This is a genomic window from Mycobacterium stomatepiae (genome assembly GCF_010731715.1).
Classification (GTDB): domain Bacteria; phylum Actinomycetota; class Actinomycetes; order Mycobacteriales; family Mycobacteriaceae; genus Mycobacterium; species Mycobacterium stomatepiae.
In genome coordinates, this window is the sequence record NZ_AP022587.1 from 772399 (window position 1) to 794437 (window position 22039).

A 22039-nucleotide genomic window follows, 5' to 3' on the forward strand; every position below is an offset into this window, starting at 1 on the left:
CATCTCCTCCTGAAGTCTCTTAGCCGGCGGCCGGTGGACGTGGCATGACGACGGGCCTAAACCCGTACCTGGGAATCGCGCGACGCAACCGGCGCCCGGTACCGCCCAACGGACCCGCGACACCGCCGGGCCCGCCGGCAGCCGGGGTCCCGGACGACCCGATGTCGCTGAGGCCGGTGACCGGAGCCGGGCCTTGACCCGCGGTGATATTGGCCGTCGAGGCCCAGCTTTGCGGCACCGACATCGAACCGATCAAGTGCGCATTGCCGACCCCGGCGGATGCACCGGTGAGCCCCGGCGAAGGCACCGTGCTCGAGGACAGGGCGGCGGTCCCGGCACCTTCGGCGCCGAAGGCGAAGTCGTCCAGACCGGACATGACCGTGGCCTTCGTCCCCATCGCACCCACCGCCGTTGCCAGGATGGTCTGCGGGTTGAACGGGCCACCCGCAATCGAGCCGTTCAGCAGTGTGTTGCTGAAGAAGTTGCTGCCCAAGAAGCTTCCCAGCGCCGTGTTGTTCGATCCGTCCAGCAAGCCGGTCAGGTAGTCAATGACCGGCCCCTGCTGCACGGCGGCAGGATCCGCCACGTCCAGGGCGGACACGTCGTTGCTCGACAACAACGACTGTGTGTTCCCGGCCGCCGTGTTGAGTGCTTGCGAGACGGCCTGGTTTTGGCCCTGCACCGCGTCGGGGGCGGTGTTGGTCTGCGGCGAGGTGAACGACTCCATTCGTGCCGCGGAGTTCGACGCCACGGAATAGCCGTTCATCGCCCCGGCGTCCTGCGCCCACATCTCCATGTACTGGGCCTCGGTGACCGCGATCGCCGGGCTGTTCTGGCCAATGATGTTGGTCGCCACCAGGTTAGCCAAGAGTGTGCGATTGGCCGTCACGACCGGCGGCGGCACCGTCATCGCGAACGCGGCCTCGAACGCCATCGCCGCCGCATTGGCTTGCATACCCGTCTGCTCGGCCTGAGTGGCGGTGGTATTCAGCCACGCCAGATATTGCGCGGCAGCGGCCAACATCGACGTCGACGACGGGCCTGTCCAGCCGACGCTGATCAGTTCCCGAATCACCGAATGGTAATCAGTTGCCGCCGAACGCATTTCGGCTGCTAGTGCATTCCAGGCGGCTGCGGCGGCCAGCAACGGCCCCGATCCGGGACCGGCATACATTCTGGTCGAGTTGACTTCCGGCGGTAATGCCGAAAAATCCAGCATGATTCCCCCTCGGCGCTTAACAGGTGGCCGTTACGTCGGGAGCCTCGGTGGCCGCACCCAAACCGGCTGCGGTCGGCACGTTGACAAAGCTCATCGGTGTTCTCCTCAGCAATAAGGGTGAGCTGGGGGCGCGATCCTTGCCAGGACATACACCGATTGCGCAACGTAGGTGGGCGACTCGGTGGAAGCCGAAGGGCATGAGCAACGCCATAGTGGGCTCGAACGAAACGTCATCGATCGAGAATTGGGACTATCAGCAGGATTAATTTCGTTCTCACCTCCTTACGGCCTGGGCACACCGAGATGCCTTTATTCTGCACGAAGGGGTGGATGCATCCGGCGCAATCGCCGGATCCGGCACCCCTCTCATCAGAGCTTCGGCACCACACTGCGTATCCGGCGAAACGCCAGAAGCCACTTGGGCTCAACCCTTAAGCCGGGAAGAGCTGTCCTGACCCTGGGCGTCTTTCGACGTTTGGGGTCAGTGGCCTATATCCGTAATGGAAGCCTCACCTAACGAGGTGATTGCAGACGCCATCGTGGCATTCGAGACCGAGCGAGTCAAGCTTTCTGCGAGGCATTTGCAACAATTCACGGTGATGCCACACAGATGCCATTCGGGATCTGGCGGCCGTGTTGGCAATTAGAGGAGAGTCGGCTAACTCGACTTCTTCTCGGCGACTGCCGCACTGAGGCCCTCGAGCAGGTCCTCGCCGGTGAGTTCCTTGAACCGGAGCAGCTGAAGTTCGGTGAATTCGGTGGTGTCGGCGGCCAGTACCGCGTCGAGGTCCTCGTCGTCGAGACGGAAGCTCCGGTGGTCGCGGGCCTTCTCCACCACATTGCGCACGAAGCCGGCGTTACCGAGTGTGTCGATGCCGCGAATCAGATCCCCGTCTTCGGAGTAGCTTTCGTCGAGATAGAACCTGGTGTACGACGGCAGCAGGTCTTGGGCGGATTCCTCGGTGATGACGTCTTCGTTCTCCTGGCCCATCAACCGGGTCAGCGCGACCAACTCGTCGGGCGTGTAGCTGAAGAACTCGATGACTGTCGAAAAGCGCCGTCGCAGACCCTGGTTCACCTCGAGCATCTTGTCCATCGCCTTGGCATACCCCGCGCCGAACACCACCAGATCGTCGCGGTGGTTCTCCATGTAGAGCAGCAGGGTGTTGATGATCGCGTTGCCGTACGGGTCGCCCTGTTGGTAGCCCTTCTCGTGCAACGTATGCATCTCGTCGAAGAAGACGGCTCCGCCCAACGCTTCCTCGAGCATCTCTTCGGTGTTCTTCTCCGCGTCGGCCATGTAGCGGCCCAACAGCTTCGTTCGGCTGGTCTCCACCACCACGGGCTTGCGCAGCACCGTCAACCCGCACAGCTGCTTGCTGAAAGCGCGCGCCACCGAGGTCTTTCCGGTCCCGGGTGGGCCGAGCAACAAGGTATGGCGCGAGGTCACGGGCACCGGAAGGCCCATCTTCGCGCGAGCCAGATTCACCCTGGTCGTGGACTTGATGAGTTTGATCTCCCGCTTCGCCCGTTCCATGCCCAGCATGGCGTTGAGCTCCTCGTCGCCCTCTTCGAGGTACTTGGCTGCCGTCTCAGCTTGACGGGCCGCCTCGTTCTCTTCCCGGGTCGGGGCGCTGTCCGGGTCCCACGGGTCGGTGCGGGCTTCAATGGTTTCCGGATCGGTGAGCACCAACTGGTAGTTGGGGTTGTCCAGGGCTTCGCGGGCCGGGCCGAACTTGGGGTCCCGGGAGTACACCCGGCGCAGCACCTCAACGGCTTCTTCCTCGCGTCCGAGGTGCCGCAGGCACATGCCTTGGGTGTACAGGGCGACATTGGCTGCGCCCGGTACCCGATCCGCCTCGATGGCGTCCTTGCTGCGCCGGACCGCTTCCTCGAAGACCCCGAGCGATGCCAGCGCCGTGGTCGCCATCGCCGCGCCGGCGGCCTTCAATTCGGGATTACGCCAGATCTTTCCCTCGGGGAATTGCACCAGCACGTCCGGCCATCGGCCGGCGCGGAAGTAGAGGATGCCGCGCACGTAGGCGATCAGCTCTTCGTCGATCGGTTGGCGCGGTTCGATGCCATCGAGCAGCTTGACGGCTTCCTCGTAGCGCTTGGCCTCTGCGAGCGCCGCGGCGTACACGCACGCAAGCGACTCCACGCTCAGCACCGCCAGTCGCAGAAACAACCCGTCGGAGACGTCGGGATGAAACTGAATTTCCGTCACGCCGAGCCGACGGGTTTCCCAACCGAACGTGCCGGCTGCCGCCCAGGCGCCGGAAATCACCTCGATGCTCTGGTCGCCCGCCAGCAGCCGGGCCAGCCAGGCGTCACACATCGCCGGGTCGAGCGTGGTGGCTGTGGTGAACATTCGTAGCGCCACTTGCGGGTTATGGCTGGGCTGTAGGCCGTTGACGGAGATTCCCGACGCCAACAGGCCGGCGACCATGGCGTTACGGGCGTCCTCCGCCGCCGATTGGGGGCGGCTCATTGCTCGGCAAGCAAGCGCTCAGCGCCCTCCCGCACCTGGCCTACCTGAAGCACTAAATCGTCGTCGGCAAGCAGCCCGCGGGTGGGCACCACCAGCAGGGGGCGAGTCGTCGGAGCAGGCAGGCTGGCGCGTACCGCGGCCAGCTGGCGGCCGGTGAGCCGGTTGAGTCCGGAGGACACTCCGCGGGGCAGCCGGCTGTCGCTGTGGTAGCGCACCCAGCCCGAGACCTGGGGTTGGCCCTCGTCAGCGGTGACCTGAATGGTCACCACGGTTGCCTCGGCGTCCGGCAGCCACAGCTCCTCTAGCGTCTCGGTGGTGATGTCCGACGGCGTCAACCAGAAGCTCGTCGCGAACCCGTTGAAGTGCTTGAGGTAACGCCAGCCGGGGCGGCTCCAGGTTGGTTCCAGGTCCGCCAGCACGGCGCTGTCGACCTCGGCGATCTCCTCGGAGGTCAATGGCCGGGGCGCGCAGCCCGGGGCGTCGAGATCCTGGACCAGCCGCTCGGTCGCCGCGACCAGCGTGGAAGCCAGCGAATCGCGGGCCGCGACCGCGGCGACGTTGGACTGCGGGTTCATCCGCAGCACCAGCCAGGTGCGGCGCACGTACGAGGCGGGCTGATCACTGACCACCCCCCACTCTTCCGGACCCAACTTGTCGAGCTTGGACAACTCGGCGGCGTTGCCGCCACGGCGCATTTGCACCGAAACGATGTCGATGCCGTCGAGGTTGACGTCGAACTGGCGCAGTCCGGTGGCCACGGAACGCACCAGCAGGCTGGCCGGCGGGGCGCTCTTCTGGCGGTGGTGGCGCGAGGCCGTGTCGTCGTCGCCGTCCAGCGCGATCACGGTCACCAGGCGGCCGTCGTACTCACGCACCCCGACCTTGTCGCGTCCGAATCGGCGCTGGTAGTCAAGCGCGGGCGTGCACCCCGCGGCGAGCGTGGTGCCCGGGTCGGCCGACCAGTCCCAGAGCCATCCGGCCAAGCCGGACGTCACGGTGAGCCCGTGATGGGTGACCAGGGACAGCAGCACGATGATCGCCGAGATGCCGACCCCCACCCACCACGCGATGTGATACTGCCCCTGCCACGAGTCGGGGCAGTGACTGGCTATCAGCAAGATCCCGACGACGACCAAGAACACGACCGTGACTCGCGCCCACGACAAAGACAACCCAAACCTGCGCTGAGCCTTCATTGCTTTTACTGCTCCGCCCTTATTGTTGCTGCCTGCGGCGCTTCATCAACGTCGCGATACCGAACACTGCGCCGCCTATCAGTAGTGCTGCGGTCAATCCCCCGGCCGCGACCCACACCGGCAACATGTCGCGGTGCGGGGGCGGTTTCGGCACGTTCAACGGTATCGACAGTTGCTGTGGCGGCTTCAGCGGGCCGTCGGGAATGTCCCAGGTCAGCGCCGCGACCGGGTCGACGACGCCGTAACCGAGCTGGTTGTCGACCCCGCGGGAGGGTGCCCGCGCGGAGCGCTCCAGCCGGTTGATCACTTGATATGCGGACAACTGGGGGTACTTGGCGCGGACCAGCGCGGCTACCCCGGACACGATCGCGGCCGAGAAGCTGGTGCCGCTGGGAACCAGCAGCGAGTTGTCCGGCCCGTCGATCGCGTTGATCAGGCCGTCATCCCGCGGCGAGAGCCCGATGACGTCGCTTCCGGGTGCGGCGATTCCGACCCACGGACCGGCGACGCTCGACGGCCCCTGCCCCTGGCTGCCCTGGGTCTGTGGATGACCTTCCGAGTCCACCGCCCCGACGGTCAAGACGTAGTCGCTGAACCAGGACGGCGTCACCACGGTGGTCACGGCGCTCCAGTCGCGCGGGTCCTTGGGCTTGAGCGGGTCGAAGATCGGGTTCTGCTTGCAGTCCTTTTTGCTGGTATCGCCGGCGGCGGCCACGATGACGGCGTTGCGGTCGACCGCCGCGTAACGGACTGCCGCTCCCAGTGCGCGCTGATCGATGATGTTGCGCGCACTCATGCAGGTCACATCGGAGATGTTGATCACCGAGGCACCCATGTTGGCGGCGTGCACGATTGCGCGTGCCATCGTCTCGACGCCGGAGATCTTCGCCGACGTCTGCGGGTCCTCGTCGCCGGTGTAGGCGTCCTTGAGGCCGAAGGCCTGGCTGGACTGGCGGATCGAGATGATGTCGACGTCGGGGGCAATACCGCTGTAGGCGTCGGGCCCGGCGGACGGTGCCGGCGGTGGTGCGGGCGGCGGCGGCGCCAACGGGTGCGGATTGCCGACGTGAATCGTTTGCCCGCCACCGGAGTAGTTCGGGATCGTCACGGTGCCGCCGCCGTGGTCAGCGGCTCCCGGGTTGGCCGGGCCGGGCGGCGGACCGACCGGAGCAGCAGGAGCCGCGGGCGGAGCCACCGGGGCCTGCTGAGGTGGTGACGCGGGACCCGCGGGTCCGGCCGGGGGCTCCTGCGACGGCGGGGCCGCGGGTGGCTGCGGCATCCACGGTGGCACGTTCTCTGGCGGCGGCGCGGGAACCATCGTCACCGTCTGCGGCAACGGCGAGAGCGTCACGGTCTGCGGCGGCGGAGCTTTCGGCGGCGCTTCCGTGGTCGGAATGGTGACCGGTTTGCGCGGTCCCGCCGCTGGCGGTGGTGGTGCGCCGTTTGCCGGCGCGGCGCCTATCATCGACGCCACAATCGTGCCGTGGGCATCGCAGTCGGACAGCCCGTCGCCGCCCATGATGTAGTCCCCGCCGGGAATCAGATGCGGAAACCGCGGGTGCGGCGTCACACCCGTATCGATGACGGCGACCTTGACCCCCGCGCCACGGCCGAACTGCCATGCCTCCTGCATGTTCAGCATGTCCATGTACTTAGGCTGCAGCTTGAAATCGGTGCCCGGCAACACCCCGACCTCGGTGCAGTACGAGTTCTGATTCATCGGCGCCGGTGGCCCCGGCGGACCGCCCGGCGGCACTGCCGCCGGGTCGATCGTCGGCGGCGATATCGCGTACGCGGGTGGTAAGCCGGCTAGCGAACCGGACGTGAGCAAGAGTGCGGCGATCGCCGCACGGAATACGCGCCTACGCCACACCTTGCCGTTACCGGTACCGGATGGCCGCATAGACATTCATCAACCACAACGCCAGCGGGAAGATCGGCATCAGGCAGACGTATTCAATCCATTCCACAAACTTGCGGAACAGGGGGCTGTAGATGCTGTTCGGCACGACCGCCGCCGACACCAGGCCCGCCGCGGGAAGCAGCACCAGGATCCCCGCACAGACCGACACCGAAAGCGGCGACTGCAGCTCGAGGGCGTAGCGCACCACGACCGTCGCGACGATCGCCACGGACGTCCCGGCCAGGGTGATCGCCTGCAAGCGGTCCACGTAGGAGCGGCCGCGGAGCATCAGAAAGCCAGCGCTGAAGCCGGCTAGCAGCAGCGGCAGCCACCGTTGCCCGGTGTGCGGGTCCGACAGCCCCGCCAGCGAGACCACCATCACCACGCCGAAGCCGATCAGCAGGCCCGACAGGAAGGACCGGGCACGCTCTGCTTGCAACAGCACATCGCGCACCGACGCGGGTCCCTCGAGCACCGGCGGGCCACCGCCGGTGCGGGTCACGGTGGTGGGCAGGTCGGGCCGCGCCTCGAAGACCCAGCGGCTAGTGGCCGACGGGAACACCGGCAACCGGATCCCGGACAGTCGCCGAGACATGGCCGGCGCGCACTGGTAGCCGATCACGCAGACCAGCACGATGGTCGTCAACATGGTGACGGCGCTGGTCATCGCGACCATCCGCGCCAGGGCCGCAATCGTGGTCAACGAACCGACGGTGACGATCGCAGTGTACAACCCGAGCCGTCGTCCGGTGAACCGGAGGGCCAGGATCGCGGCGATGGTGAGGACACCGAAGCCCAACACGGCGTGCGGCGATCCGACACCGCCGGGTGGGGCCCCGGCCGCGGCGATCGCCAGCGGCCCCAGGCTGCTTAGCAGCATGATGTCGGCGACGCGCCGATCGGCCTGCGTTTGAGCGCGCATCAGCAGCATCATCGATACGCCCAGCGCGACCGCGGCGATGACCGCGGCGTAGATGGTGGTCAGCCACGAGTTGTGGTGCCAGCGCCACCAGCCCAGCAGCACCGAGGCGAGGAGCACGCCGCCGGCCACCATCGTGGCTCCGACCTGCACGGCAACGACCGGGTCTATCGCCGCGAACCGCTTACTCAGGTTCTGCGAGACCGCGGTGGAGATGTGCTCGATGACCTGCGAGCGCTTTTCGGTGTCGGCGACGAACCGGATCCACAGGCGGTCCCCGTCGAGAACGTCCTGCTCGCTCAGCGATTGAGTGGCCCGCAGCGGCGAGCCGTCGACCAGGCACAACGCCCACTTGCCGCGACCGGTCGCCTCCAGTGGGGTCTCACCGAGTTCGCGCAGGCGGCTGTTGACCACCTTGAGTAGCGGTTCGGTCATCACCGAGACCGGGGCGTTGGCGTCCAACAGCACGCCGATCTGGACGCCCTCGCCGGCCATGATGCCGACTACGACAGCCCGCGGCTGTGAGATTCCCTCAATATCAGTCTGTGGCGCATCAGCTACCGCAGTCATCGGGCTGCACCCCCTGTCGTGGTGAACGTGTGGCTCCGGGTCGCCAATCGCGCGGAGGGTTCTGTCGACCTACTCACCGAGGCTCTGGAAAGTAGCAGTTCGACGTTTTTCAATTTCATTTACCCTGCCTCGCGATTGCTGAATCCGGTGACACTGAGTTTCACATTTGCTGCCTATTATCTGTGAAGTATGGCGCCTTCGAGGCTTTGCCGCACCCTGAGTTCAAAAGCGTTACAAGCCTTAACAATTGATACTTCTCGTTACACCCTGCTGTGGGTCTTCCACTCGCCGTACGGAAGTGTATCCAGTACGGTTTTGACGCCAACTTGCACCAGCTGGGGGGTTGCCGGGCAGATGGCGAGCCAGGCCTCCCCCGAACCGGCGGTCCGCGCCTGTTGGTAAAGCGCGATACGGCCGCCCGAACCATCCTTTAGCGAAAGCACCGAAGCGCTGGGGCCTTTGGCGTCGTCTCGGTATTGGCGCGCATACACAGCAACCTCGGCTGCCGGATCCGAAAGCGCCTGGCCCAGCGCGGCAACGGTGGCGGCGCTGATGCCCATCCGGCGCAGATCGCCGCCGGAGAACACGTTGAAGCCGGACTCTTGCCACGACTTGGTGGCTTCGAGCATGTCGTCTAGCGGCACGTTGACCGCGTTGATCGCGGCGGGCTCTGCGTGGTGGATCGATTCCAGGCCGTCCAGCACCAGGGCTGCGATCGACGCGCTGTCCGCGACCGCGACGTCGTCGACGGTGATATCGGCACCAACGCGGACCGCCGAGACCCAATGCTGGCCGCGTCGGGCCAGGACCACCCGGAACTCGTTGTCCGGGATATCGCGAGAGCCCGGGGGCTGAGTCTCGTCGTCCACGACGCCGTAGAGCAGCTTGCCTCGCGACAGCAGAGCGATGACCTCTAGATCCGGCGCGGCGAGTACCCGCATCCGCGCCGCTACTTCCTCGTTGACCGCGTCGTCGACGACAATGCGCTGCTCACGCATCACCTTCATGCCTGGGTGGTCGTTGAGCCAGTCGCTGCTGTCGGTGGATACGTAAGGACGGCAGCGAAGTTCCGGAGCGACGTGCCGGATGTCCAGTAATGCTTGGAGCATCCAGAAGCCGTCGACGTTGACGGTGATGTCGGTGCGAGTGCTCTGTTGGTCCATTAGTACCCCAGACGGTTGTTGTGCACGGTAACCGCAGGACGCGGCAGCACACCCAAAGTATGGTGTGCTGCCGCGCCTGAAGTTTCGGGTATCAGGCCCAGCTGGACCCGACGGCGCTGTCGGTGCTGGCCATGTTGTTGCCGGCACTTTGCACCTTCTGCCCGTGCTGGTTGGCCTGCTCGTAGATCACCTGGAAGTTGCGACCCAACTGGGTGATGAACTCCTGGCACGCCACCGAACCGGCGCCACCCCAGAAGTCACCGGCAGCCAACACATCGCGAACGATGGCCTGGTGCTCGGCCTCCAACGAGGCGGCCTGCGCGCGAATCAACGCGCCATGCGCGTCCACATCTCCGAACTGGTAATTAATGCTCATAGCGTTTTCTCCTAAGGTCTGAAAGTTACCCAGCCGTAGCTATGACGGCTAGTGACTGAGGGCCTGCTGCGAGGCCTGCTCTTGCGTCTCGTAATTGTTCGCGTCACGGATCAGCCCGTCACGCACGCCGTGGAGCATGTTGACAATGTTGTTGAACGCCTGGTTCATCTGACCCATCGTGTCGTACGACGTGGCCTGGGCCTGACCGCTCCAGCCCGCACCGGCGATGTTCATCGACGACGCCCACATCTTGCGAGCCTCATCCGACACCGTCTGCGCATGCATCTCAAAACGGCCCGCCATCGCACGCATCGCGTGCGGGTCGGTCATAAAACGTGTTGCCATGTTGCCTTTACTCCTTCATTACTTGCGATCCGAGATTTTGTTGTGGATAGCGATGATTCGACCGGGTTACGAGTACTGATGTAACCGCCGAACCGGATACCTAAGGATGTTCCCCCTCCTAACCAGCACCCCGCGGACCACCTACTCACTGAGAAAGTTTGCCCGACCACTGAGCGACTGGCGCGGAACCCACTTCGCTGTGGGCGTCCTTAAGCCCCAAACGACGAAAGCCAGTTAGCCGGCAGCGGCCGCGTTAGCGGCTTCCGTAGCCGCGTACGAACCCGAGCTGATCGACAGCGTGTTCACAAACTGCTCGTGAATCGCCGTCGCCTGAGCGCTGACTGCCTGATACATCTGTGCATGTGCGGCAAACTGAGCCGCAGTAAGCGCCGAAACCTCGTCGGCCGCTGCCGGCACCACCCCGGTCGTCGGGGCCGCCGCAGCCGCGTTCTGGGCGCTCAGAGCAGAACCGATACCCTGCAGGGTCCCGGCTGCAGCGGCCAAAGCCTCCGGCTGTGTCGTCACAAACGACATATTGATTCCTCCTCCATAATCCCCAAACTCTCCGATGAGAGTAGATAACAGTGTTGAGTAAAGCCTGGTACGTGGACCGCCCGTTCGCAATTGTTCACCGAACGGTACGGTGAATTCACTTTTAGTAACGACACAGTAACAGCGTCAGGCCGCTTTTGGGGGCCCTGAGCAGCGAAATCGCCACACTGGCAGAGTCTGACCTCCATGGTTGTCAAGAGTCTGCTGGCAGGGGCGTTGACGAGCGCCGAGGTGGCGGCCGCCGGGATAAAATCTCGTCGCCGGGAACTCGCGCGGGCGGTGCCGACGCAGCTAACGGCTTCTTGCATTCCGGACTGCCGCGTGTACGGACTTTCCACCATGTCAGCGCCCAAGAACCTGCCGGTAGGCGTCGTTGTGGCTGTCGGCCAGCAATTGCCGGCACCTGGGCCTGCGTCAGGGCGAACACTCTGCCGGCGCAGGCGTCATCAAGTGGGTCAGCCCGCGAAGGGTGGGCGGGCCATGACGGTGGGGCGGAAGCCGTACCGGGGGCCCGAGGCGCCGAAGCCGCCCTGGCCGCCCATGCCCGCTAGTGGCATGCCGCCGAGCAGGTTGCCCGAGCCGGCGGCCTCCGGGGCCGCGCTGATCGCACTGACGGGAACGGCCGCGGCGTGGCTGACCGCCGGAGCGGCACCCGACCAGACCGCCGGAACCGACAACCGGCCGACCGAGGCCGCGTTGCCCAAACCGGCCGCCACCGCCGGCGCCGCGTGGGCACCGCCACCGAGCATCCCACCCAGACCCGCGAGGCCTTTGGGCGCGGCGGCAGCCGCGCTGGCGGCCGCGCCCCCGAGGGCCCCGGTACTTTTGGCGATCTGCACACCACTGTTGCCCATACCGACGGAGAAGTACGGCAGACCCTCGGTGTTGTAGGCGAAACCGGCGAACGGGCTCAGACCGTTGATGAACGTGGCGAAGCTGCTGGGCAGGATCGTCTGCCCGGTCAACAGGAACCACAGTTCGGTGAAGGGGTCCGTGGGCGTAGCTGCCGCTGCTTGGGCCGCCGGTGTCGCCGCGGCCTGCAGGGTTTTGGGCGTCTGCTGGATCGCATCCGCGGTCGTCTGCGCGGCATTGCCCGTCCCGGTCGCCGACGCCGCCGACGTCGCCGCATCCTGCTTGGCCTGAGCGTCCTGGGTGGTCACCTCGGGGGCCGCTTCGAACGGAGTCACCTTCGTCGCACTCGAGGACTGCGCCGCGTAGCTGTACATCGTGGTCGCGTCTTGCGCCCAGAACTGGCTGTACTGCGCCTCGAGCTGAGCGATGACGCCGGTGTTTTGGCCCAGCACGTTGCTCTGCATCGCCTGGGTCAGCAGCGCGCGGTTCTGGGCGATCAGCGGCGGCGGCACCACCGACGCGAACGCCGTCTCAAACGCCGCCGACGCCGAGTCGAGCTGCTGGGCGGCCTCTTCGGCCTGGGTGGCGGTGGTCTTCATCCACGCCACGTACGGGGTCAAGGCCTGCACCGCCGCCGCCGAGGCCGCCCCGAGCCACTCCTCGCTGGACAGCTGAGTGATCACGTTGTCGTAGCCCGTCGCGGCCGAATTCAGCTCGGCGGCAAGTGACCGCCAGGCCGAGGCAGCCGTCGTCATCGACGTCGAACCCGCACCCGAATACATCCGGGCGGAGTTCACATCGGGAGGGAGAGCCCCAAAATCGATCATCGTGGTCCCCTTAGCCCGCCGCGGCCGCGTTGGCCACCTCTGTGAGCGCGTATGACCCCGAGCTGGTGCTCAAGGTGTTCACGAACTGCTCGTGTATCGCGGTGGCCTGGGCACTGACCGCCTGATACATCTGCGCGTGTGCAGCAAACTGTCCTGCCGTCAGCGCCGACACCTCGTCGGCAGCGGCCGGTACCACACCCGTTGTCGGGGCTGCGGCTGCAGCATTCTGGGCGGTCAGCGCCGAACCGATCCCCTGCAACGTGCCCGCCGCCGCCGCCAACGATTCTGGCTGCGTTGTCACAAACGACATGTGATTCCCTCCTCAGTAGCCGTCCGGCGCAAACGCCGGCGGGTTTTGTTGGTGATGACGTTAGTTCGCTCGCAGTTGGACTTGACGCCTCGCTGCGAACTGTTCAGACCCGGACAACCGCTGTTCATCTGGCAGACACTTTTGTTCGTCGAGATCCAATTGCTCATGGTCGTTTATCCGGCCGGCGGTGGCCGGACAAGCACGTTGCGCTTGAAGCCGTATTTGTGGGTGAAGCCGGCGGCGGCGCGTCGTCCACCACCGGTCATCGGCATGCCTTGCAGGATGCCGTTGTTCGCGGGCCCGGCGGCGCTGGTGGCGTAGTTGACCATGGTGGCCTGAACGGCCTGTTCCTCGACCGCCGCGGGTGCGACGCCGCCCCAGGTGGAAGGCACCGACAATCCGCCGACCTTGGCCGACGAGGCCAGGTGCGCGGTCGCCGCGACGCCGCCCGGATGGCCACCGCCGAGGGCGGACAGACCCGCGAACTGCGGCGTCGGATACCACGCACCACTACCACCGGCCGTGGTACCGATACCGAACGTCAACTGCTGTTGCATCTGGTAACCAAAGGCGCCAAGTCCGACACCGAAGTAGGCCTGCAGGCCCTGCCGGAGCGTATTGAAAAAGCTCGGGTTCAACCCCATGGGATTGTCCGGGGTGGGGATGGTCAGCCAACCGGACCACCACGGCGGATCCTGCGCGGCGGCCGCGCCCTGCTGCGGCGCCGCTGCCGCGTTGACCGAAACCTGTTGCAGCATTTGGGGCACCGTGCTGTTCGAAGACGCCAGCTGAGTCGTGGCATTCGCCGCCGTCTGGCCCGTTTGGCTTGCCGGCTGGGAGGCGGCTTGGGAGACCGCTTGGGCCTGGTTCGTCACTCCGTCGGGAGTGGTCGTCTGCGGCGACGAGGTGATCGGCGGCACTTCGGTCTCGATCGCGGATGCGGCCGCGTAGTTGTACATGGTGACCGCGTCTTGGGCCCACATCTCCATGTACTGGGCTTCGGTGACCGCGATCGCCGCGCTGTTCTGCCCGAAGAAATTGGTCGCCACCAATGCCGCCAACAACGTGCGGTTGGCCGCGATCACCGGCGGGGGCACGGTCATCATGAACGCCGCCTCGAATGCGGCGGCGGCCCCACGGGCCTGCATCGCGGTCTGCTCGGTATTGACGGCCATTGCGCTGAGCCAGGTTATGTACGGCACCACCGCGGCCAACATCCGCTGCGACGCCGCTCCGATCCACGGCCCACTGGTGAGCTCGCTAATCACCGAGTTGTAGCCGCTGGCCGCCATACCCAGTTCTGCCGAAAGCGCGTCCCATCCTGCGGCCGCGGCCATCATTGGCCCCGATCCCGGGCCCGCGTACATGCGACCGGAATTGATTTCGGGCGGTAACGCTCCGAAGTCCAACACCGTGTCCTCCCTCAATTGGCCGCGATTGCGGTGGCAATCTCGGCTATCGCGTAAGAACCTTTACGAACTATTGGTGGCTGCCTCAGCACCTGCTAACCCCGGACCACTGGCCCCTTGGAAGCCAGTCGCATCCATAGGTCAGCAAACCCCTTGAGCAGGTAATCCGGTAGGTTCTGATGCACCCGTTCGCTGGCCCCGGAATAGTGTTTCACCACTACGTTTTCCGGACGCTTGGCCAGGAACGTCATGCCCATCCTGCCTCGATTACCCCCGCTGTCAGCAACCGAGCGACAGCTCACTTGGGCTGAACTGCCGCTCGAGGAAAACATTAATGGCTTATACCCGTGCCACCGACCGGCGATGCCAACTATTCACACCAGGCCAACCATTGTTCACTCCCGGCCAACCGGCGTTCATTTAAAGCGACTAAGTGTTCACCTTTGATTCGCTTATCCGTCTAGCGAGCGCTGCCAACGCCGTCAGTCTTCGTCGATGACGAGCGCCATTTCCGGGCAGGAGGCGACACCGTCGCGAGTCAGCTCCACCTCGTCGGGCGGCACCTCTCGTTCCTCGAGAATCGAATAACCGGACTCGTCGATGGGGAACAGATCCGGATCGACGGCGTAGCACTGGGCGTGGCCCACGCATTTCGACTTCTCGAGACGAACCCTCACGAGGTTCCCTCCCCCGCCGCGTCTTCGCGCCAGATCGGATCTTAACGAATCGATAGGTAATCGGTCGTTGTTGAATTCTAGAAGATTGTCCGACGTTCGCGGTCGGCCAGTTCCACCGTCCACCAGCCGGATTGGAGCATGGGTGAACCACGTGCGATATTGATGTGCCACCGAAAACCCGGTGGCGGCATAGTTCCGAGTGCGGCCTGGCTGAGTCGGGGACTAAGAACGAAATACCAGACAACAAGCGGAGATCGGGCGCATGAGCATCTCTGGCGAATACCAGCCAGGCGAGTTCTACCTACCGCGGCTTGAATACGCCAAACTGCCCATGGCGGACGACCGTGGCGTCGGGTGGAAGGTGTTGAGAGACGCCGGCCCGGTCGTGTTCATGAACGGCTTCTACTACATAACGCGGCGCGAGGACGTGCTGGCGGCGCTGCGGAATCCGAAGGTCTTCTCGTCGCGACTGGCGCTTCAGCCCCCCGGCTACCCGCTGCCGGTGGTGCCGCTGGCGTTCGACCCGCCGGAGCACACCCGCTACCGCAAGATCCTGCAGCCGTACTTCAGCCCGCACGCGTTGAGCAAGTCGCGCCCGGTGCTCGAGCGTCACGCCGCCGAGATGATCGGCGCGTTCGCCGGCCGCGGCAGTTGCGAAGTGATGTCGGATTTCGCGAACCTCTACCCATTTCAGGTGTTCCTGGACCTCTATGGCCTGCCGCTGGAAGACCGCGACATGCTGATCGGCTGGAAGGACGCTCTGATCGCGGACAATCCCTATCTCAGCCAAGAGGACCTCAACAAAGGGCACCTGCTGTTGAACTACCTGACCGACGCGATCGCGCAGCGTCGGCGGAACCCGGGATCCGACATGCTGTCTCAGGTCATGATCGGCGACGGGGAGTTCAGCGATCTCGAACTGCTGGGGATGAGCCACCTGTTGATCCTGGCCGGATTGGACACCGTGACGGCCGCGATCGGATACGCCGTATACGAATTGGCGCGCCGACCGCAGCTACGCGACATACTCCGCGACAACCCAAGGCAGGCCAGGGTTTTCATAGAGGAGATCGTCAGGCTCGAACCGTCGGCACCGGTGGCCCCCCGGGTCACCACCGAGTTCGTCGAAATCGGTGGCATGACGCTCCCCCCCGGCACCCCGGTCCGGCTGTGCATGGCGGCGATCAATCGTGACGGCACCGACTCGGTGTCCACCGACGACATCGTGATGGACGGAAAGGTGCACCGGCATTGGGGATTCGGCGGCGGTCCGCACCGTTGCCTGGGTTCTCATCTGGCACGTATCGAGCTGACCGTGATCGTGACGGAGTGGCTCGACCAGATCCCCGACTTCGAGGTGCCGCCGGACTACAAACCCGAAATCAGGTTTCCGTCGAAGACATTCGCGCTCAAAGCATTGCCGCTGAGTTGGAATTAACCGCGGTTGACCCGCGGCAATCCCAACTCAGCGGCTGGTCTCCTACTTGCTGACCTCGGTTGCGGCCACCTGGACGAACACACCGGTGTCCTCGGCCATCAGCAGGCCTCGACCACGGGGCAGCGGACCACCCTTCATCTTGCCGCGGATGAAGCCCTCGTCGGGGTCGGCGTCCATTACCAGCAGCGGCGTGTTCGCCTGGTGCAGGGCCCGCAGGATCGGGTCGCTGCCTGCCGACGACCAACCACCGAACGTGCGGGTGACCAGGACATGCAAGCCGACGTCGGCGGCCCGGGTCACCCACGGCGCGATCTGGTGCAGCGGCGAATCGAAGCCCGGCGGCAGCTGCTGGACGTCGTCGACGATCAGGAAGATCTCCGGACCGCTCCACCACGACCGCGACAGCAACTCCTGCGCGGACAGACCCGGCGGTGGCTGGCGAGCGGCCAGCACCGCTGCCAGCTCGCCCACCAGCGCCTGCACGCCGTCGAGGTTGTAGGCGAACTTCTCCACATACTCGGTGCCCAGGACGGTCAGCAGCTGACGACGCGGGTCGATCAGCCAGACCTGCGCCGAGGGCTTTCCGGCCGGTGGCGTCGGCGCGGTGGTCGAACCGGGTGCATACAGCCGGCCGATCTCGGACATGATCGTGGCCAGCGTCGTGGTACGCCCGCATTCGCGTCGGCCCGTGACCATCAGGTGCGCATTCTCGTTGAAGTTCAGGTAGACCGGGGCCAAGTCCAATTCCGATATGGCCCAAGCGATTCCGCCGGCACCAACACCTTGACGATGGTCTCGGGCGGCCAGCTCGCGCACCTGCTCGACACCGAACCGTGCCGGCAGACGACGGACCGGAGGAGCTTGCCCGCTCGCCAACCGGCTGACGGACGCCACCACGCTGTCGGACTCGAAGATGTTGTCGGGGGTGTTGGCCAGTGCGGGCCGGGCCACCAACGTGTGCAGGCCCGCTTGCGGGTCGCTGTCGAGTCGGACGTAGTTGACGGCGACCATGCCGCGCCCAGGCTTGACCGGAACATCCTTAGCGAACCGGGACCGCACCAGCTTGGCGTCTTCGACCGCGGCCAGACGCAGCTCGATCCGGGACCCGAACCCGCTACGCACCGGCGGTCGCAGCTCGGATTCGCGATCTGCGGTGACCACAACGTGCACCCCGAACGAGGGGCCCTGGTTGATGATCTGGTTCACCTGCTCGATCAGCACCTCGTTTTCCTCGGCCAGCGCCCGGTAGTTGTCGATCACCAGGTAGACGTCGCCGAAGCCATCATTGGGCACCGGACCGGCCTCGCCGGCGAACTTGCGGCGCCGGAACAGGTCCATCGAGGCGATGCCGTATTCGAGGAAGCTGCGTTTGCGCTCGCGCACCAGCGCCAGCAGTTCGGCAACCGTCCGGCGGACACCGTACGGATCGGTCGGACCAGCGACCTCACCCACGTGTGGCAGACGCGCGATCGTGGTCAACGCGGTACCGCTGTAGGCCAGGCAGTAGAACTGGATCTGCTCGGGCGTGTGGGTCAGCGCGGCCGAGCAGATCAGCGTCTGCAGGGCCGTGGTCTTGCCGGCACCACCGGCGCCGAGGATCAAGACGTTGGCGCCCGGCCCCGAGGTATCCACCGTCCACGGCGGCTGGTCGTGCTTGAACGGCCGGTCGATGATCCCGATCGGGAACTGCAGATTCCGCGCAGAGCCGTAGTCCTGATCCCAGGGACGACCGAGGAACCGGTTGACCAACTCGTCGATCGCGACGGGCTGCGTCAACGGCGGCTGCCACAGGCGGTAGGGCTCGAAGTCGATCTTGCGCAGCTGGTTGATGATCTCGGTGCCGACCTTCGGCGTCCTGATGCCTTCGTCGTCGTCTTCGCTCTCGACGCTTTCGGCCTCGAGCAATTCGCCGTTGCCGAGGATCGGCGGCGGCTCGATCTCCGGCCCACCGACACTGACCTCGAGCGGGGTGAACGAGTTGGTAAACAGTTGCGGGCGAATGTAATCGATGCTGTGCACCAGCACCGGCGCTTCCTCGCCGTCGATGGTGATGCCGCGCGAGTAGTAGTCCCGCCACAGGAATTCGGCCTGGAACCGGACGATGTCCTCGAGGCTGCGACGGAAGTAACCCAGACCCGCTTGAGCGGGCAGGTTCACGGCGTTGGGCACACCCGCTGCCTGCGCCGCGCCCGCGGTGCGGGCTTTCAGCACCAGCCGGTAACCCATGTTCTCCATCAGTTTTTCGGCGCGACTCTCGATGGTCTGCGACGCCATCATCAGGTGGATCCAGTAAGCGCGGCCCTGGCGGCCGATGGAGTCGAGCACGTCGACCGCGGTCGGCATGATGCGGAACCACTCGTAGAACTCGTCGATCACCACCACCAGCATCGGCAGCGGCGGCATGTCCTGGCCGCGGGCGCGCATCCTGGAACGCACCGAGTTGTATTCCTTGGCGTCGTCGACGCCGGCGTTGTCGCAGACCGCCTTGCGGCGGGCGATCTCGCCCCACAGCGCGTCGAGGAAGCGCTCCATCAGCGCCTGGTCCTCCTCGAGGTCGGTGATGATTCGCGAGACGTGCGGCACCCCGTTGAAGGGCTTGACCGCCGATCCACCCTTGAGGTCGGCGAGGACGAACTGCAGCTCCTCGGGCGGGTGAGCGAGCATCAGCGACTCGATCACGGTGCGCACCAGCGTCGATTTACCGGAACCAGTCGTTCCGGACATGACGCCGTGCGGGCCGTCGCCGCCTTCGTCCAGCGACTTCATGTCCAGGAACAGCAGCTCGCCGTTGTCGGAGCGGTTGCCGAACGGCACCCGCAGCCGCGAGCGGCCCATCGTGTCGGTGCGGGCACCCCACAGCGCGTCGAAATCGATCTCGCCCGGCTCGTCGACGCCGTAGTAGGACAAGATGTCCCGCGCGCCGATGTGCGCGACGCGCTGGCCGATCTCCTCGTAGGCCTCCGCGAGGCGCCAGTGCGCCAGCTTCTGCCCGAATTCCTCCGCCTCGGCGGCGCTGAGCTGGTCGGTGAGGGCGAAGAACCACGGCTTGTCGTCGATCACCATCCAGGTGTCGCGGTCGCGGGGCAGTGCCTCGATCACGCCCTTGTCATCGAACCGCAAGGTCCGTTCCGGGACCGAGGTCCACATCGACGAACCGGTCAGGTCGAAGAAGGTCACGCCGTCCACGCCTTCGGCGCTGATCACGTACTCCCATTGGGGATCAACGACATCGGCGATGATCACCGTGTGCGGGGTCGGCGTCTGGGCCGACGAACTCGCGTGGCGAGGTGTGAACGATCCACGGCCGGCGAACAATTCGGCTTGCTCCGCGGCGAACTCCCGCACCGAGCTGTAGACCATCCGCGCGTTGCCCGCCGCGTCCTGACGCCGGGAATCACCGAAGTGCGGCAGCCACTTGACCCAATCCCATTCGTCCAGATCGGAACTGACCACGACCATCTGCACGTGGTCGGGACCGTGGGAGAACGCCAGCTGGCAAATGATCGCCCGCATCAACCCCAGCGCCTGCGGACGCTCGCCGATCAGCGCATACCAAGGCTCCACCAGGAGCGAGACCATCTTGGGCAGGTTGTAGACGACGCTCTGATAGCGACCGAACTCCTGCAGCGCCTTACCGGTCACCGGCTCCAGCTCGATGTCGGTCGGCATGTTCTGGGGCTCACCCCAGGTCACCTCCGGACGCGTCATTCCCACGCCGACGCGAACGACACCAAAGTTGAGGTCCTTGCCGTCGGGCTTGCGTTCCCACATCCGCGGCGATCCCACGGCAGCGCTGAGCGTGTCGGGCGCCGGGTGGAACCACCGGTAGTTGGCGTCCATGCTGTCGGCCGACTCGTGGGCGGTCTCGCGCAGCATGTCCAGCATCAGCATGAACTGGGCGCGCATCGAGTCGAGCTTCGGGCGGCTCATCTGCTGCTGGCCACCGAACCGGCCGCCGAACATCATCATCGCGACACCACCGATCATGAAGATCGGGAAGATCGCGCCGGCTCCGCCGAACACGTGGGAACCGCTGGCGAAGGTCATGGCGATCATGCCGATCAACAGGCCGACCACCAGCACGCCGACCACTACCATCCACCAGGGCTTGCCCTCGGGCGGCGGAATGCTCAGCGGCGTCGGTAGGACGATGTTTTCCGGCTTGATTACCGGAGGCTTCTCCGGTGTCGGCCGGGCGAATCCACGCTTCACTTCGGTACCACCAACTCTGCAGGGGACATATCCATTGGAAGGGTGTCGTGCTCCACCAGCGCATCAGCCCGCGACAGCGTCGGGCCTTGCGGAAGGAGCCGGAGCGCGACCCACGGCGCAAGGCTCGGATTGGTCTGCAAACCCAGCGCCTCGCGGACTTCGCGCGTGTCGTCCACGCCGAACCGGGCGCCGGCATCCGTTACCCACCATAGCGATTCGGTGGTTTTCGCCCCGGGGTCGTTACCGGTGACGGCCACGAAGTTGGTGAAGTTAGGACCGAAGTAGACCTGGTCGGCGGTCCGGCCGGTGACGTCCGACTTCACCAGCGACACAATCTTTTTCGACTCGGACTGCGACACCGGTATGGTCGGTCCGGACACGACCTGGATACGGGCCCGGTTCTCGCCGCCGGTCTTCTCCCACCACCAGCAGGTGGCCGGGTTCTCCCGCAGATCGGTGACGTTCAACGGGTTGTCCGGATACGACGACAGGTCCAGCTTGTTGACCACCGGCATCTTGGCCAGCGCCGCGGGTTCCACGGTCACCGGCTTGCTGTTGTTGGCGCCGCCCGCGTTCTGCATGATCTGCGCGACCAATGGCGGAAGGGTCTGTACCCCTTCGGGCAACACCAGCGAATACTGTTGCGGCCCACTGATTTGCGGCGTCACGAGGATCGTACCGACCGGGCCTGGTGCGCCGGGGAAGGTCGCCGCGCTGCCCGCGTTCTGCACCTCGGGCACCGTCAGTTCGGGGCCCACGGGCAACGCGTCAAACAAGGCGCGACTCATCGGCTTCGCCATGCTGATCTGCTCCGGCGTCAACCCGAGCGGCAACAGAACGGAGCGGTTCGCCGCGTCGATCCGCGATCGGCGTCCTTCCCGGATCACCCACGTGTCTCCGCTGTAGCTCAGCACCACGGCGTCCGAACCGTTCAGTACGTGTCGGCGGCTGCTGAGGTCGGGCGTGCCGTCGATCACCGTCACGGTCACCCCCGACGGCGCGCTGACACCGGTCGAACCGGCCACGGTGTCGCAGATCAGCCACGACGACGAGGACGGCGTCTTCGGTCCGAAGGTCGACGGTGCGCCGGGGATGCCGACCATCGGGCCGCGCGGGATGTTGGCGATTTGGGTGGACCGCACCAGGTGCGGGTTGTCGGGGCGTCCCGTGATCAATCGCGCCGAGGCGAGGTTCAGCGCCGGGTACAGCTTGTCACCGACGCGGACATACAGCGCACCGGAGTCGCGGTCGGCGATGATCGGCGAATCCCCCACCTGACCGGCGGGGCTGATGAACGAGTACAGCAACGCACCCAGGCAGATCACCACCGCCGCGGAGACCGAAGCCACGATGGCCAAGGTCTGGCGCCGTCCCGGCTCGACCTCCATCCGGACCCGCCAGCGGGTCAGTGCCATCGACGTCCGTCGCGCAAGGAACTGATAGCCGGTCACCTGCGTGCGCGTCGAAAGCCCGAGGCCGTACCCCGAGCCGCGCTGCCCGCGACTCTCTTCCGCCACTAATTCACCATCCGGTTTGTTGGGACGTCTGGACACCGTCCAGCACGCGAATCACATCGATAA

The 22039-nt window shown here is 65.5% G+C and carries 16 protein-coding genes and 1 riboswitch; of the genes, 1 reads left to right on the plus strand and 15 read right to left on the minus strand.

The features are described 5' to 3' along the window. Positions 1 to 19: 19 nt before the first annotated feature. The 13 genes from G6N54_RS03815 to G6N54_RS03875 all read right to left on the minus strand — a co-directional run bounded on the left by G6N54_RS03815 (position 20) and on the right by G6N54_RS03875 (position 14809). Entirely contained in the window at positions 20 to 1219 is a 1200-nt protein-coding gene (locus G6N54_RS03815) for a PPE family protein (RefSeq protein ID WP_269475876.1), read from the minus strand. Positions 1220 to 1573: 354 nt separating this feature from the next. Then, positions 1574 to 1747, minus strand: a riboswitch (M-box (ykoK) riboswitch). A gap of 130 nt (positions 1748 to 1877) precedes the next feature. Continuing rightward, complete coding sequence (eccA, locus tag G6N54_RS03820; RefSeq protein ID WP_163788644.1) at positions 1878 to 3710, minus strand: type VII secretion AAA-ATPase EccA; 1833 nt, start codon at positions 3708 to 3710, stop codon at positions 1878 to 1880. Next, on the minus strand, positions 3707 to 4906 hold the full coding sequence (gene eccE / locus G6N54_RS03825) for a type VII secretion protein EccE (protein WP_163788645.1): 1200 nt from the start codon (positions 4904 to 4906) through the stop codon (positions 3707 to 3709). Before eccE ends, eccA begins: the two co-directional genes overlap by 4 nt. Positions 4907 to 4925: 19 nt before the next feature. Further along, positions 4926 to 6809, minus strand: coding sequence for a type VII secretion-associated serine protease mycosin (locus G6N54_RS03830; RefSeq protein ID WP_163794496.1), 1884 nt, complete (start codon positions 6807 to 6809; stop codon positions 4926 to 4928). Then, a complete protein-coding gene (gene eccD, locus G6N54_RS03835) occupies positions 6787 to 8298 on the minus strand; it encodes a type VII secretion integral membrane protein EccD (RefSeq protein ID WP_163788646.1) in 1512 nt (503 codons plus the stop codon). The genes G6N54_RS03830 and eccD overlap by 23 nt, the downstream gene beginning before the upstream one ends. 260 nt (positions 8299 to 8558) lie before the next feature. After that, complete coding sequence (locus G6N54_RS03840; RefSeq protein ID WP_163788647.1) at positions 8559 to 9461, minus strand: ESX secretion-associated protein EspG; 903 nt, start codon at positions 9459 to 9461, stop codon at positions 8559 to 8561. A 91-nt stretch (positions 9462 to 9552) separates the two neighbouring features. After that, on the minus strand, positions 9553 to 9837 hold the full coding sequence (locus G6N54_RS03845) for a WXG100 family type VII secretion target (RefSeq protein ID WP_066824871.1): 285 nt from the start codon (positions 9835 to 9837) through the stop codon (positions 9553 to 9555). A 48-nt stretch (positions 9838 to 9885) separates the two neighbouring features. After that, a complete protein-coding gene (locus G6N54_RS03850; protein WP_025735564.1) occupies positions 9886 to 10182 on the minus strand; it encodes a WXG100 family type VII secretion target in 297 nt (98 codons plus the stop codon). Positions 10183 to 10416: 234 nt separating this feature from the next. Continuing rightward, complete coding sequence (locus tag G6N54_RS03855) at positions 10417 to 10716, minus strand: PE family protein (protein WP_163788431.1); 300 nt, start codon at positions 10714 to 10716, stop codon at positions 10417 to 10419. A gap of 473 nt (positions 10717 to 11189) precedes the next feature. Beyond that, the gene (locus G6N54_RS03860; protein ID WP_269475877.1) at positions 11190 to 12413 is read right to left on the minus strand and encodes a PPE family protein; all 1224 of its coding nucleotides are present in this window, start codon (positions 12411 to 12413) and stop codon (positions 11190 to 11192) included. A gap of 10 nt (positions 12414 to 12423) precedes the next feature. Continuing rightward, complete coding sequence (locus G6N54_RS03865) at positions 12424 to 12723, minus strand: PE family protein (protein ID WP_163788648.1); 300 nt, start codon at positions 12721 to 12723, stop codon at positions 12424 to 12426. Between the two features lie 173 nt (positions 12724 to 12896). After that, positions 12897 to 14135, minus strand: coding sequence for a PPE family protein (locus G6N54_RS03870; protein ID WP_163788649.1), 1239 nt, complete (start codon positions 14133 to 14135; stop codon positions 12897 to 12899). Positions 14136 to 14614: 479 nt separating this feature from the next. Next, positions 14615 to 14809: a ferredoxin gene (locus tag G6N54_RS03875; protein ID WP_163788650.1), complete on the minus strand. Its 195-nt coding sequence runs from the start codon at positions 14807 to 14809 to the stop codon at positions 14615 to 14617. A gap of 262 nt (positions 14810 to 15071) precedes the next feature. Between G6N54_RS03875 and G6N54_RS03880 the strand changes: the two genes are divergently transcribed. After that, complete coding sequence (locus G6N54_RS03880; protein ID WP_163788651.1) at positions 15072 to 16247, plus strand: cytochrome P450; 1176 nt, start codon at positions 15072 to 15074, stop codon at positions 16245 to 16247. A 42-nt stretch (positions 16248 to 16289) separates the two neighbouring features. On the opposite strand, the gene eccCa is transcribed toward G6N54_RS03880, so the two are convergent. After that, a complete protein-coding gene (gene eccCa, locus G6N54_RS03885) occupies positions 16290 to 20459 on the minus strand; it encodes a type VII secretion protein EccCa (RefSeq protein ID WP_163788652.1) in 4170 nt (1389 codons plus the stop codon). Then, positions 20456 to 21976 (minus strand): type VII secretion protein EccB, encoded by a 1521-nt coding sequence (gene eccB, locus G6N54_RS03890; protein ID WP_163788653.1) that lies wholly within the window; start codon positions 21974 to 21976, stop codon positions 20456 to 20458. The genes eccCa and eccB overlap by 4 nt, the downstream gene beginning before the upstream one ends. Positions 21977 to 22039: the final 63 nt, after the last annotated feature.

Coding starts and splice junctions, on each gene's coding strand:
- G6N54_RS03855 (WP_163788431.1), bottom strand. CDS start 10,716: ATGTCGTTTGTGACGACACAGCCGGAGGCTTTGGCCGCTGCAGCCGGG.
- G6N54_RS03850 (WP_025735564.1), bottom strand. CDS start 10,182: ATGGCAACACGTTTTATGACCGACCCGCACGCGATGCGTGCGATGGCG.
- G6N54_RS03860 (WP_269475877.1), bottom strand. CDS start 12,413: ATGATCGATTTTGGGGCTCTCCCTCCCGATGTGAACTCCGCCCGGATG.
- G6N54_RS03845 (WP_066824871.1), bottom strand. CDS start 9,837: ATGAGCATTAATTACCAGTTCGGAGATGTGGACGCGCATGGCGCGTTG.
- G6N54_RS03830 (WP_163794496.1), bottom strand. CDS start 6,809: ATGCGGCCATCCGGTACCGGTAACGGCAAGGTGTGGCGTAGGCGCGTA.
- G6N54_RS03815 (WP_269475876.1), bottom strand. CDS start 1,219: ATGCTGGATTTTTCGGCATTACCGCCGGAAGTCAACTCGACCAGAATG.
- eccE (WP_163788645.1), bottom strand. CDS start 4,906: ATGAAGGCTCAGCGCAGGTTTGGGTTGTCTTTGTCGTGGGCGCGAGTC.
- eccD (WP_163788646.1), bottom strand. CDS start 8,298: ATGACTGCGGTAGCTGATGCGCCACAGACTGATATTGAGGGAATCTCA.
- eccA (WP_163788644.1), bottom strand. CDS start 3,710: ATGAGCCGCCCCCAATCGGCGGCGGAGGACGCCCGTAACGCCATGGTC.
- G6N54_RS03840 (WP_163788647.1), bottom strand. CDS start 9,461: ATGGACCAACAGAGCACTCGCACCGACATCACCGTCAACGTCGACGGC.
- G6N54_RS03865 (WP_163788648.1), bottom strand. CDS start 12,723: ATGTCGTTTGTGACAACGCAGCCAGAATCGTTGGCGGCGGCGGCGGGC.
- G6N54_RS03880 (WP_163788651.1), top strand. CDS start 15,072: ATGAGCATCTCTGGCGAATACCAGCCAGGCGAGTTCTACCTACCGCGG.